Origin of the sequence: Mesorhizobium sp. M7A.F.Ca.US.006.04.2.1 (assembly GCF_004022915.1) — a bacterium.
GTDB classification, from domain to species: Bacteria; Pseudomonadota; Alphaproteobacteria; order Rhizobiales; family Rhizobiaceae; genus Mesorhizobium; species Mesorhizobium ciceri.
Genome location: NZ_RZQA01000086.1, coordinates 1 through 11,927, shown reverse-complemented (window position 1 = coordinate 11,927; position 11,927 = coordinate 1). Strand labels below are relative to the sequence as shown.

The following is an 11,927-nucleotide window of genomic DNA, read 5'->3' as shown; positions in this document are numbered from 1 at the left end:
CTCGATCACCACCTGGTCGGCTGGCTTGTCTTCGCGCATGCCCTCAAAGCTTGGATGCCGCAAGCTGCCGTCCGGTGTCACTTCGGCATAGGTGACTTCGGCGACAAGCTCGGGCTTCACCCATCGGGCACGGCGGGCAATGTCTCTCGGAACAGAAACAAAAGGCGGTTTCTCAATACGGCGTTTCTCGAGCTTCGCCACGATGTCCTTGCGCATCGCCGCGGTGAACCCCGTGCCGACACGGCCGCGATAGATGAGTTTGCCATTGTCGTAAGTGCCGAGGATAAGCGAGGCCATGCCATGTCCTGTGTCACTCGGGCGATAGCCGCCGACAACGAATTCCTGTCGCTTCGTGCACTTGATCTTGAGCCAACTCCTGGTGCGATCGCCTACGTAGGAGCTGTCGGCGCGTTTGGCGATGATACCTTCGTGGCCGCCCTCGCACATGGCGTCGAACACCCTTTTGCCCTGGTCGACGATGTGGCTGGAGAATTGCAGGCAGTCGTCTGGCAGGCGAGTGCCCAGCAGGGACTCCAGCCGCTCCTTGCGCGCGAGGAGCGGCTGGTTCGACAGATCTTGGCCATCCAATTCAAGCAGGTCGAAGGCGTAGAATTTGAGCGGCAGACCCGCGGCAATGCCGGTTTTCAGCATGGAGAAGTTCGTGCGGCCCTGGCTGTCGATGGCGACGATCTCACCGTCGATCAGCACCGCGCCCTTTGTCAGTCTCTGAAGCGGCGGCAGGATGACCTTGAACTGTCGGGTCCAGTCGTGGCCATTGCGGGTATAGACGACGACGTCCGAGCCGGAGATGGCGACTTGGGCACGATAGCCGTCGAACTTCATCTCGAAAAGCCAATCCCCGCCCACCGGTATTTGGTCTGTCAATGTGCAGAGCTGGAACGACCGAAACCCCGGCAGCGGATATGCAGGGATAGATTCTGAGTCTCTGCGCCGTGTGCGCCTTTTGCTGATGCTTAGGGTGCCATCTACAGGCGACATGCGGAACTCGGTTACATAGTCCGATTCAATACCCTGCCCCGCGGTTCGGTTCCATCCCCAAGCATCTACGCGCCGGCGACCGTCGGCGCTCTAAGGAAGAACGGCGTATAAGCCGCAGTCCTGCGCGCGTCCGCAACAGCGGCATTGTCGCGCGCTGGACGGAGGAAATTCGCCCCCGCCGCGGGCGGTGAACGGGACAGCCGTAGGAGCGTCAGCATAGCGCCGGCCGCAGGACGGGACGCGGGACCGACTGTCCCCGTCCGCGGCGGTCCGTATGGTTTGCGTTCAGGATATGGATGCGACCGGCATCGTTCGCGCGCATCGGCGACGCTAGGATTGGCCGGTACAGTGGCATTGCCTGATGAATCACTCAGGTTGTGCTCCCTTCGGCTCTCCTCAATTGCGTGGCAGCTTGTGAATTTCAAGACGGACAGGCCCGCCCCTGTCACAACTCGTGCAGAAAAGCGCTCGCTCGACAGAGCTGAACAGGGCGCCTTTTCCATAGCGCTGGATGAGCCCGGCAGGCTTTACCGTCGCGTGGTGCGAGCAGGATCTGCACTAAGCCCGCAACACATGCCATTCGCGAAGATCGCCGAGCGCCACATCGAAGCCGGCATGGACGCTGCCATCGATGATGGTCTGTGACGGGATCTTCACCTCGCCCGGCGTAAGGATTTTCTCCATCACATGCCGACTGTTGTAGTGGATCAGCAACATGCCCGGCCGGCGCCGGATGGCAGCTTGCCAGGCTGCCTGACTCACAGTTGGATCGGGAGAACGCGAAATGGTCTCTGACAAAGCCTGCTCCTCGCGATCCCAGACCTCGATCCGAAAATTGTCTTCCGCTGTCTTTGCCATAGCTTCGCCGGCCAGCGGCGCGAGTGACGCCGAGCCATGGTCCCTTGCTGCTCCAGATCAAGCTGAAATAAGGAACATATTCCTCTCTCGTCAAGAGCATACCGATAGCTTCTTTCCTGATGCTAGGCAATCGAGGTCTGCGGCCCGCGCCAATGGCGCGGGCGGCAAAAATCTCAGGCTGAGTAAAAATGGCCGGAACTGCATTGCGGCTCCGGCCATTGGCGAGCCTAAACCACGGGACCCCTCATCACCCAACCCGGGGCATTCGCTGTGTCCGTCTCGGATACCTGCGGTTTAGACCCTGCCAACCGGCGTAAGTTGTTGTGTCCGCGTCATGGCGGGAGGCGAGAACGCACCACTGCGTTGGCAGTCGGCCCCCCACGGCCGCGTTTTCAAGATCCAGCGAGGACGCCGAGCCTGTCCATCGCGGGTGCAAGACCTTTCAACGATACGGACAGCGCCACGTCCTTTTGATCGGCGCTTTTAACCTTGATCTTCAGCACCGAGCCCGCCCGCAATGCGGCTACTGTCCGTTCATCGAGGGTGAGCGGCATGATGCAGCCAGCCGCAGGCAGGTCGAGAACCGCAGTGGTTCCAGCGGTTGGCCGTCGTCGATCTGCAGCGCACGTTCTTAACGCTGGAAAGTTCCTGATGGAATAGCCGCTATTTCCTGGGATCCACATCAGACCCCGCCCCTGCCTCGATTGCCTCTACTTTGTTATGTCGTTCGACGATGGATGATCTCTTCAATAAGTTTCGCGTCAGCTTCGTATTCCGCGGCCCGCGCAGCCATTTGGCTGGCCAAGCTATGTCTTTCACGAGCGGCTTCGCGTTTTGCGGTTCGTTTCGCTAACTCGGCTCGCTGCTGGTGCGCTCTTAGAAGGCTCCAAAGAGCCTGTTCCGCATCGTCCGCTTGAGCCTGCATCAAAACGTCTGCTCCGAACGCATGTCCGGTGTGACAACGGTAGCGGGTGATCGGCCCGTCTTCGATCTCCCAAAGTGGTCCGTGACATTCTGGGCAGACAAATGTCGAGGGGGTGCCAAGCTGGCCTTCTGTCTGTTCCATTGTGCCGTGCTCCTGAGCAGCAATCGCAGCCTCGAGGCGGATGACAGGCGGGATTTCTGGTGTCGGCCCTGCCAGTTCGGAAGCAAGCCTGCGCAACAGGCCAGGCATTTCGGAGAGGGCGACGCAATGGTTGACTTCCACATTCTGCAAGGCGCTCAGCGGCATACCGGGTACTGCAGCGTCGTCGGGATCCTGGACCACGCTGACGCCGCCGCAAGTCTTGATGGCGCGGAGGCCCGCGGTGCCGTCGGAGAGGTTGCCTGTGAGCACGACCCCAATTACGCTGCCACCAAAGCTGCAGGCCGCCGATCGGAAGAGGGGGTCGATGGCGGGGCGCGCCAGATTCTCCCGCGGCCCGCGTCGCAGCAGCATGTGATCGTCATGTAAAAGCAGGTGAGCTCCGGGCGGTGCAACGAAGATGTGCCCATTTTCAACCGCCATGCCGCTTGCGGCATTCGCTACGGGCATGTTGGCAGCGCGACCGAGAATGTCGCCGAGGTAACTCGTGGGGCCGACGTGCTGTACGATGAGGAGGGCCGCCGGAATGTCCGGCGGGATATCGCGGACAAGTCTCTTCAGCGCGTCGACGCCCCCCGCCGAGGCTCCGATTGCGACAATGCACCGGTTCTCGCAACCGTAGGCACGCATCTTCTCCGACTGCCCCGCATGTTCCGACTCTGATCGTGGTGCGGCGGTGGCCATATGTGCTTCACCCACTCAGCAAATAGCGAGCACTCCGGCCAGTCCGCTGCTGCCAGTCGGATGCCCTGCTTTCGTCGTTAGCTTCCTGACCCCGAACATAGTTGCCCGCAATGACGTCAGCTCCAAACTAACGCTTACGTGCGCGTTTGACAGCAGCCTCGGCCACGGCCGGCGCCTCCTGAATGCTTGCCGCGCCGCCAAAATCCGCGTTCTTGGTTCGGCCAGCTCCCGGACCGGCACCTAGATCAGCGCCCGTGATCGGATCGGAAGCCGGATCGGAAAGAGTACGGTCGGCCATCTTGGCCACCACCTTCATGTCCTTGGCCCCCAGCTTGACAGTTGCCAGGCCGTCTCCGCCGTCGACGGGCATCACCTCTTCAAGGTTATCGATCCGATCCCACTCTTCGCCGGAGTTCCAGGGCCCGGTGATATCGCCGTCGCCTTGAGAGGTGTTGACGTACATGCTGGCGTATTTCTCTACGCCCGGGAGCTTGCCTGACGGGAAATTGTTTTCGATCGCGTAAAGCGCTTTTTCAAATGACTTCTGGTGCGCAATCTCGCGCGTCATCAGGAAGCCGAGCGCGTCCTTGATGCCGGGGTCGTCGGTGATGTTGATGAGGCGTTCGTAAACGATCTTGGCGCGAGCTTCGGCGGCGATATTCGATCGCAGGTCCACCGTAGGCTCGCCGCGCGAGTCGACATAGGCGGCGGTCCAGGGAACGCCGGCTGAGTCGCAAAGCGCGGGAGCGCCGCCGAACAGAATCGATTCCTTGGCCGTTGTACCGCTGGCGCCGATCATCAGGTAAAGGTCCGCTTCCTTCATTTGGCCCTCGGCAAGTTGTGCCTTGAGCCCCTTGTTCAGCATGGTGACGATCGATCCCACCACTTCGAGGTGGCTGAGTTCCTCGGTTGCGATGTCGAGCAACATGTCGCGACGCCCAAGATCGTCTTCGCCGAGCCCTTGCGTGAAATAGCGCATCGCTGCGGCCAGCTCGCCGTCGGCGCCGCCGAATTGTTCCATGATCATGCACGCCAGTCTGGGGTTTGGCTCCGAGACACGGACGGTGTATTGCAGGCGCTTGTTGTGCATGAACATTGACATTCCTCCGGGTGCGTTGGCATGCCCAACTCATGCTTCGGAGGAATGTTCCATATCTGCTCGAAGCCGCGCTATCGCGGGCTCTATGTCGATGGGCGCAAATGCCAAAGCCTATAGCCTCAGCGGCTTGCAGGACAAGAGCAGCCGGAGCGCCCTCGTGAATGAGCGACGCAAAGCGGAGAAGTCATACCTTACGGCTCGGTTGAGTGTCCATTTGTAGCCAGGCGCTCAAGCACCTTCCGGGATTCTTCGATTTTCTGTCGCGTCGCTTGAATGGTCGCTTGTAAGTCTTCCAAATGCGCATCAGCCCGCCGCTGGAACATACGTGCGCTTTCGATGACATCGCTCGGCTTCGACGGGATCATTGCTATCACTCCGTTGGCGGAACTGAACCTGTCTCAGCGTCCGGATACGTCGCCGTTGTTCAGATAGATCAAAGAAGAAAAGCGCCAGTGACTCTCTCGTCTTTAAGGAGAAGTTCCTGATACAGTTTTTATCGGGCAACTCCTGTGTCCATCGGCAACGGGTTCACCCCGCAGATCGAAGCCGATGGCCTTCCCTTGTCCTGCCTAGGCGTGAACAATCAGGCCGACCAGATCCTCATCGCTGCACTCGCAGGCAGGGAGCCGATTTCGGATGTCGGCTATCACAACGGACGTCGAGATAATGTCGCTGCTGCGGTAACCAGAAAGCCACATCAGATTTGGACCTATAGGTTTCGAGGCTGGCAGCTTTCTCTTGAATGAAGTTGCGCATGCTGTTGCCCCACCATAGTTGAGAGTTCCCGACGCCTGGAGCTCAACAATTGCTTACTGAGCTTTAATTGCGTTAGGGCAGCGCTGTCGACGTTAAAAGCGGTCCTTGGTACGGTTGCAGACACTGTTTCCCATCCTACATCCCTATAGCGGCCGGACTGCCGCTGGCGGAGACACCGGTTGCCACGCTTTTTCTTGCACCTTGTCCTAGCCGGACGTCGGCGGCCTGATCCGGAGGGTAGTGAGCTCCCCGACAACGAAAGCGCCGTTCGCGAAGCGATTTGGGCAGCCAAGGACCTGATGGCCGAGGAATTGCGCGCTGGCAAACCGTTGATAAGTGATGCCGCGTTTGAGGTCGCGCTCGACGACGGGACGGTCATCGCAACCGTCACCTTCGTTGCCGCCGCCGACTATGGCTAGATTTTACCGAGCAGCCGCTCATATTCATGTTCCGGCTCGCTATAGGTGCCGTCGGCGATCTGAAACAGGCCATCGCGATCGCGGATAAGGATCTCACCTCGGTTTGCCCTGATCAGGCCCTTGCCTTCAAGTTCCTGAAGGGCGACGGTCACGCCAGGTCGCCGCACACCGAGCATAACAGACATGAACTCATGGGTGATCGCAAACCTGTCATTCCTTACCCTGTCCTGGCACATCAGCAGCCAGCGCGCCAAGCGTTCATCCAATTTCGATCGGGCATTCACCAGGGCGGTGTAGCTGGTTTGGATGAAGAGCGTTTGCACATAGAGAAGCAGCAGGGCCTTAAGCGTCGTGCTTTCTGACATGGCTGCGGATAATGCCAATGCAGGAATCTGGAATCCGTCCCCGGCGATCTGCATGTAGGTATCATGTGCGGCGCGATTGCCGCCAAGCACCAACAGTGCGCCGGTCATGCCTTCCAGACCGATGAGGCCCACCTCGGTATCGCGGCCTTTCGGGAACTTGGCAACCACCGAAGCGATGCCGCTTTCCAGAAAATAGACGTATTCGATGGGGGCCTTCGCGGTCTCAAGCGGAGTGCGCAATGGCAGATCCACCCGTTTAAGATGTCGCTCAAGTAGGTCCAGGTCAACGGGAGAAAGCCGCTTCAACAGGGCATTACGGCAACTGTTGTTTGGCTGGTTAGACATAACTCCACCCTCCATAGGGCAAGAGCTCTGTGATCTCCCAGCCGTTCGCGCCCGTGAAAACGTGCGAACGATAGGTCATATATAGGTTCTGCTGGTCACAACACCTAATCACGTTAGGCATTATGGCCGGGCACCGGACTTTTCCGCCGCGCGCGAAAAGGGGAATTCTAGAACAAGGACCTCGCGCTCATCGAAGATTTCGAAGACATCGCCGGTTAGGACCGGCTTGCCGGCCAGTAATCCCTCAGCCAAGATCTCCTTGGCCGAAGCCATGGCATCGTCTTCTACGTCTTGCAAGTTTGCGAACTCCTGCCCCTCTGGATCCTGGAGGAGCTGCCCGTCCCGGGTTCGAATGTGAAAGAAGAATCTGGGCATGGCTGCTCCACCTTTTTCGACTTTTAAATGCAGCACGCTTGATGAATAGCGTCGGAAACGTACCAAGCGGGGATATCCACGTGGGCGCCTGACCTGGCTAATCAGTTGCTCAGCGGAGGCTTTGCGTTGAGCTCGACCTGCCAAACCGGACGCCGATGCCATGCGCGATGGCGCTGGCGGCTATCAGTTCGGGAGTAACTGTCGAATGGCGGCTTCTGCCATGGAGGTCGAAATGACCTCATGGCGCCTTTTCCTCGTTTCGACATATTCTTCGACGAGCATTTTCAGGCGTCTTGCTGCCATATCGTCTGCAAACATCGGGTTGCTCCCGTCGGTTGACGGCCGCGTTGGTTCGCGCGTCATATTTCGATCGGTGAACCCGCGACACGAACGTTCTCGGTGAGCAAAGCTGCTGCTGAGTGATTTGTTCCGGCAGTCCGAGGACTTGGTTATTCCCAGACAATTGGCTGGTCGGTGCGTGGTCACAGCGGCACCGGGGTAGCTCCGCCTCTCCCCGCTATTAGGGTATCAGATCCAACATTCGAAGCGGCAAATATCAGCCGGCGCCGGCCGTGCGCCCAAGCGCATTACTTGAATGGCGGACAAGCGGTTTATGGTGGCAATGGGCTTTGAATGCCGCCGGAGGAGACCGTGCAGGGCAAAAGGCAGTCGAGAATGACTATCCTTGAGGTCGCCGATTTTGCAGCCAGGCACGGCCTCACGGAGAAGTCTGCTAAAATTGTTCTGATGATCAACGGCCCGTCCAAAGCGAGGTGCGACCCCGCAGGTGCTGCATTCAAGGTCGCCCTTATTCAGAGAGTAACGAAAAATCTGTCGGATCGCCTGAAGGTCGATTGAGTCCCAATCATAGGCGTTGCGCGATACGCCGATTAGATCTCGCCTGGCAGATGCATAAAAGTGCCATCCAATGGAACCTGCCGACACACTCCAGGTTGAATAGCACCCGATCGGGTGATTTCAACCAAAGGAGATTGTCAGATGGCAGCCACCAACAAAGCAAGCGCCAGCAATAAGGGCCTTGAGGACATGTTCCTCGATGGCCTCAAGGATATTTATTACGCCGAGAAGAAAATTCTGAAAGCCCTGCCAAAGATGACCAAGGGCGCGCAGGACGAGCAGGTTTCCGCCGCCTTTGAAAAACACCGTGTCGAGACCGAGGGTCAGGTGGAGCGACTCGAGCAAGTGTTCGACATCCTGGGTGCCGCCGCCCGCGGCAAGACCTGCCCGGCGATTGACGGCATCATCGAGGAAGGATCGGAGATCCTCGAGGAATACAAGGGTTCGCCCTCGATCGACGCCGGCCTTGTCGGCGCCGCGCAGGCGGTGGAGCATTACGAGATCGCACGTTACGGCACGCTGATCGCCTGGGCGACGTCGCTGGGTAAGAATGACATTGTCAAACTCCTCAACGCCACGCTCGAAGAGGAGAAGGCCACCGATGAGGCCCTGACCTCCCTCGGCGAATCCGGCGTGAACGACAAGGCGGCCGAGCAGCAAAAAGCGGCTTGATCCTTCAGGCCCACGCAACAAGGGTCACGGCCTCGTCGCAACCCTTGCCTTGCGAGATCGAGTTACTCTGTCTAGTCTCTTAAACTTGATCGGTAGTGGCAGTTTCGATGTGCTGGCTGTTGCGGCTGCTGAACACATCGATCATGGCATCATGAGCCTCATCGGAGGCGCTACACAGGGCATCCTGCACGACGGTACGCAAGCCGTAGTCTGCGGCGCCTGACACCGCCGCCTGCCGGTGGCTGCCGAAAAACGGGAACATCACTGTCTTCATGTTGACGGCGAAGGCAACAAGCCACCCACATTCGCGATGCTGACGACGGAGCCCGGGCCTGATATGGCGCCCATACACAATCGCCAGATCGTCGTGTTGCGCCCAGAGGACTGGGCGGCATGGATCCAAGTCACGAAACCCGGCTGATCTGCTGACGGCCCTGCCGGCTGGGTTGGCAATCGAGACCGTTCGGGAAGGGAGCGACGCCGGCGGTCGTCAACCCAAGCGCTAAAGGGGCAAAACAACCGGCCGGCCGGTTCTGAGCCTCGGCATCTGACGACGTAAAGCCCGCATGTGGCGGCTGTCACAGCCGAGGCTTAGGTACGAATTGGGCCTAATATTCAAACGTTGGGGTCTACTTTGCCAGCCGCGCCTTCAACGGCGTCGTCCGTCGGTATTTCTTCATCACGGTGGTAAGATGGCTCTGACTCGAAAATCCGCAGGAATGAGCAATGTCGGGGATCGTCATACGGGTAAGGGCAAGCTGCCTTTCAGCAAAAATTCAGCCGCCGCTCGATCACGTAACGGTGCGGCGGCATTCCAAACGTCTTCGAGAAAGCACGCATGAAGTGATAAGGTGAGAGACCGCAAACCGCGGCCATCTCGGCAAGCGCCAGCTTGCGCGTGAAGTTCTTGTCCAGGAATTCCTGCACGCGACGAGTGCTGCGGACCGAAAGCCCGCCCTTCGTGTTGAGCGTCGGCTGTCGGGCCGAATTGCGACCGAAAATCGACCCGGGGAGGCCATCGTCACTCGGCATTTTTTGGTCTCCTGATACATCGCACTTAAAGTTCCGCCTGAGGGGGCCGTGCGGCTCCCAGCCACAAGGTTCGGCCTGCGGCCACAGCTGCGTTGAAGGATGCCGCCGAAGTCAAGCTCGCGTTGCTCACAGAGTCAGTCCCACGTTGCAAATTCCTGCTCAGAGGTGGAGGCATGGGCTGTGTACAAGATGCGGTCAAGCTGCTGGACCTCACGCTCGGCGGAGAGAAGAGACCGACGCGGCTTTGACGGAACTCGCCGAGGCAGTTGTCGACATCCCGGCTGAAGCGGCCTAAGGAGGCGTTCCCGCCTGTCCGGCGCCATGATGACGCACCGCCGCTGCCCTGCCGAGGGGCACAAGTCGGTTCAGGTCGGCAAGAAACTCCGCCGACAGGGCGTGGTTGTGGAAATTCTTGTTGACCTCCGCGCCTGGGAGGAACGATCATTTCACAACTTGCTTCAGGCCGCGCAACGCTTCCTTCACGTCGGGCCGAGCCTCGCTAGCTTCGGGATAGACCGCATAGGCTGGATAGGTGAATTCCGGGGAGCCTTCCACGACCTCCAACTGGCCTGTCTCGATATAAGGAGCTGCCGCGCCCCTGCGGAAATATCCCATGCCACCGGCGCGCAGGATGTAGCTCAGCCCGAGCGGACCAAGGCCGACCATCAATCCAGGCTCGCCAAAGGCAGAGGAACTGGCATCATGCTGAGCCGCAAACAGCGGCCCCCAGTCGACATAGACATAGTCCTTGGAACCGGCAGCCTCTCCGTCTCTGTCGGTCGTCCGGACCAGGACGAGTTGCTCCTCGACGAGAAGCTCTACCTTGAACCCCGGGAGCAGCTTCGGCGCGTATAGCACCGCGATATCGAGAACCCCCGTCCTGAGCTGTTCGATGAGTTGGTCCGGCACCCCGACCTGTGCGTTGATGGCGATTTCCGGCCTCGCCTTTCGCATCCAAACCAGCCAGTCCAGCAGAAGCGGGTTCCAGAGGCTCAGTTCGCCGCTCAGCGCCACCACGCTCGTCCGCCCCGAAGGGATGGCGAGCTGGTGTCGAGCACGTTCCCATATTTGCACGAAGGACTGGGCGAACCGCTCGAACTCGCGTCCCGCCGGCGTCAGTTGAGCGCCGTTGCGGTTACGGATGAAGAGCTGCCGTCCGAGCTCCTCCTCCAGCGTCCGAATGCGAGCACTTACAGTGGTCTGCGTGACATGAAGACGATCCGCGGCCTTCAGGAAACTACCCGAATGGACGATTTCAAGGAAAGTGCGCGCTCGATTGATGTCCACGGGCTCCTCTTATGACAGCAATAATTTTGCACTGATGGTAGCACTTAATTCGTTTGCTTTGCTGTTCCTGCGGAACACGTTTGAGCAAACGTGTGGGGCACACCGGATGCGGAGCTACCCACTACCCGGACGCCAACACCCACGAACACACATTTCCACCCTGCTTAGCGCACGAGCTTTCGTCCGAGTATGACGGCCATTCGGAGTCTCCAGGAATCCTGGAGCGAAATCTTGCGCTGGCAAAAGGGCGGAGCGGCCGAGGTTGATCGAGGAGCCCCTCGCCATGGATGTCCTGAGAGAAAGGCCAGGGCGGACCGCATCGCTTGGAGCCTCGATCTTGCCACCGGCGAGGTCAGCAGGCGCATCTTCAGCGGTTTTTGGCCGTCCCGAGGAGAGCCCGACCTTCGCAACTGGGCGATCAAGGTCATCCGAACGCCTTGGCAGGATCGTGCTTCCCGTTGTCATCAGAAAAGGCTAGCCGGTAGAGTTTCGTAAGGGATCCACTTGAGAGGCGCGTTTGGGACTTCCTGCGGGCCTCGGCCCTGCCGGATACCGGAATCGAACCGATGGTAGGCTTCGACGGGCCGAACTACCGTCTGGGTATGGCGGCTTTCTCATCCGCAAGACGCTGCGCGTGACCCCCGCCATGGCAAAAGCTGTGGGCGATGCGCGAGAGCTAAAAAGGCCGGGAGATCGAGAGTACGTGGTCCTCAAAAATGCAGAGGGTGGACAACTTCTACTTGCTTTCGATCCAATCCAGCAAGCCAGCTTCGATCCGCTCGCACCCGGTGAATTCGTGCACCAGGCTCCTGGCCAAATCGCGCCATTGCGACTCCGGCGCTCTGGTTTCCGAGATCAGATCGTGGAAGGCCTTGCGGATGATCAGCATCGAGCGCGCAGACGGCAACTGGTGCAGATTCGCTTTCCTCGCTCTGGCTCTGTCGCTGGCGAATTCGTTTCACGAGTTCGTGCAATGCGGCAATCGCTTGTCGGGTTTCATCCATATCCCCGCGAAGTGCGGCAGTTCCCGCCATGGACTGCTGTCGAGCGTGGAAGGCGGCATCGATGACCGCTCTCGCAAGATGGTATGCGTT

The 11,927-nt window shown here is 59.3% G+C and carries 16 protein-coding genes and 1 pseudogene; 5 read left to right on the top strand and 12 right to left on the bottom strand.

Annotated features, from left to right (window positions below):
* The 5 genes from ligD to EN925_RS07220 all read right to left on the bottom strand — a co-directional run.
* A partial coding sequence (gene ligD, locus EN925_RS07240; RefSeq protein ID WP_206632799.1) for a non-homologous end-joining DNA ligase occupies window positions 1–999 on the bottom strand: 999 nt, incomplete at its 3' end.
* 558 nt (window positions 1,000–1,557) lie between these two features.
* Window positions 1,558–1,857 carry a hypothetical protein gene (locus EN925_RS40585; protein WP_245461123.1) on the bottom strand — a complete coding sequence of 100 codons (300 nt, stop codon included), beginning with the start codon at window positions 1,855–1,857 and terminating at the stop codon, window positions 1,558–1,560.
* Window positions 1,858–2,249: 392 nt separating this feature from the next.
* Complete coding sequence (locus tag EN925_RS39590) at window positions 2,250–2,411, bottom strand: invasion associated locus B family protein (protein WP_164766096.1); 162 nt, start codon at window positions 2,409–2,411, stop codon at window positions 2,250–2,252.
* Between the two features lie 164 nt (window positions 2,412–2,575).
* On the bottom strand, window positions 2,576–3,625 hold the full coding sequence (locus EN925_RS07225) for a chemotaxis protein CheB (protein WP_128336429.1): 1,050 nt from the start codon (window positions 3,623–3,625) through the stop codon (window positions 2,576–2,578).
* A 127-nt stretch (window positions 3,626–3,752) separates the two neighbouring features.
* Window positions 3,753–4,721, bottom strand: coding sequence for a manganese catalase family protein (locus EN925_RS07220; RefSeq protein ID WP_128336427.1), 969 nt, complete (start codon window positions 4,719–4,721; stop codon window positions 3,753–3,755).
* A 512-nt stretch (window positions 4,722–5,233) separates the two neighbouring features.
* Between EN925_RS07220 and EN925_RS07215 the strand changes: the two genes are divergently transcribed.
* The gene (locus EN925_RS07215; RefSeq protein ID WP_127369745.1) at window positions 5,234–5,470 is read left to right on the top strand and encodes a hypothetical protein; all 237 of its coding nucleotides are present in this window, start codon (window positions 5,234–5,236) and stop codon (window positions 5,468–5,470) included.
* A 425-nt stretch (window positions 5,471–5,895) separates the two neighbouring features.
* Here EN925_RS07215 and EN925_RS07210 read toward each other — a convergent pair whose 3' ends face one another.
* Window positions 5,896–6,609, bottom strand: coding sequence for a Crp/Fnr family transcriptional regulator (locus tag EN925_RS07210; RefSeq protein WP_127369746.1), 714 nt, complete (start codon window positions 6,607–6,609; stop codon window positions 5,896–5,898).
* Window positions 6,610–6,729: 120 nt separating this feature from the next.
* Window positions 6,730–7,050 (bottom strand): hypothetical protein, encoded by a 321-nt coding sequence (locus EN925_RS07205; protein ID WP_164766095.1) that lies wholly within the window; start codon window positions 7,048–7,050, stop codon window positions 6,730–6,732.
* A 609-nt stretch (window positions 7,051–7,659) separates the two neighbouring features.
* On the opposite strand from EN925_RS07205, the gene EN925_RS07195 reads away from it, so the two are divergent.
* Window positions 7,660–7,842, top strand: a complete 183-nt coding sequence (locus EN925_RS07195; protein ID WP_127370038.1) for a hypothetical protein — start codon at window positions 7,660–7,662, stop codon at window positions 7,840–7,842.
* Between the two features lie 141 nt (window positions 7,843–7,983).
* Window positions 7,984–8,514, top strand: a complete 531-nt coding sequence (locus tag EN925_RS07190) for a ferritin-like domain-containing protein (protein ID WP_127370039.1) — start codon at window positions 7,984–7,986, stop codon at window positions 8,512–8,514.
* 79 nt (window positions 8,515–8,593) lie between these two features.
* Here the strand turns inward: EN925_RS07190 and EN925_RS39580 are convergent, their stop codons facing one another.
* Complete coding sequence (locus EN925_RS39580) at window positions 8,594–8,788, bottom strand: hypothetical protein (RefSeq protein ID WP_164769439.1); 195 nt, start codon at window positions 8,786–8,788, stop codon at window positions 8,594–8,596.
* Window positions 8,789–8,794: 6 nt separating this feature from the next.
* Between EN925_RS39580 and EN925_RS07185 the strand changes: the two are divergent.
* Window positions 8,795–9,020 (top strand): annotated as a pseudogene (locus tag EN925_RS07185) (SOS response-associated peptidase family protein); the annotation flags it as partial.
* Between the two features lie 123 nt (window positions 9,021–9,143).
* On the opposite strand, the gene EN925_RS40580 reads toward EN925_RS07185, so the two are convergent.
* The 4 genes from EN925_RS40580 to EN925_RS40110 form a co-directional block, all read right to left on the bottom strand.
* Complete coding sequence (locus tag EN925_RS40580) at window positions 9,144–9,257, bottom strand: AraC family transcriptional regulator (RefSeq protein WP_245461099.1); 114 nt, start codon at window positions 9,255–9,257, stop codon at window positions 9,144–9,146.
* Window positions 9,258–9,279: 22 nt separating this feature from the next.
* Window positions 9,280–9,546, bottom strand: a complete 267-nt coding sequence (locus EN925_RS07180) for an AraC family transcriptional regulator (RefSeq protein ID WP_245461100.1) — start codon at window positions 9,544–9,546, stop codon at window positions 9,280–9,282.
* A 441-nt stretch (window positions 9,547–9,987) separates the two neighbouring features.
* Window positions 9,988–10,833: a LysR family transcriptional regulator gene (locus tag EN925_RS07175; RefSeq protein ID WP_127388276.1), complete on the bottom strand. Its 846-nt coding sequence runs from the start codon at window positions 10,831–10,833 to the stop codon at window positions 9,988–9,990.
* 736 nt (window positions 10,834–11,569) lie between these two features.
* The gene (locus EN925_RS40110) at window positions 11,570–11,722 is read right to left on the bottom strand and encodes a hypothetical protein (protein WP_206632797.1); all 153 of its coding nucleotides are present in this window, start codon (window positions 11,720–11,722) and stop codon (window positions 11,570–11,572) included.
* On the opposite strand from EN925_RS40110, the gene EN925_RS40105 reads away from it, so the two are divergent.
* Window positions 11,712–11,927 (top strand): hypothetical protein (locus tag EN925_RS40105; RefSeq protein ID WP_206632795.1); only part of this gene is annotated, 216 nt, incomplete at its 3' end. The two genes, EN925_RS40110 and EN925_RS40105, sit on opposite strands and share 11 nt — an antisense overlap.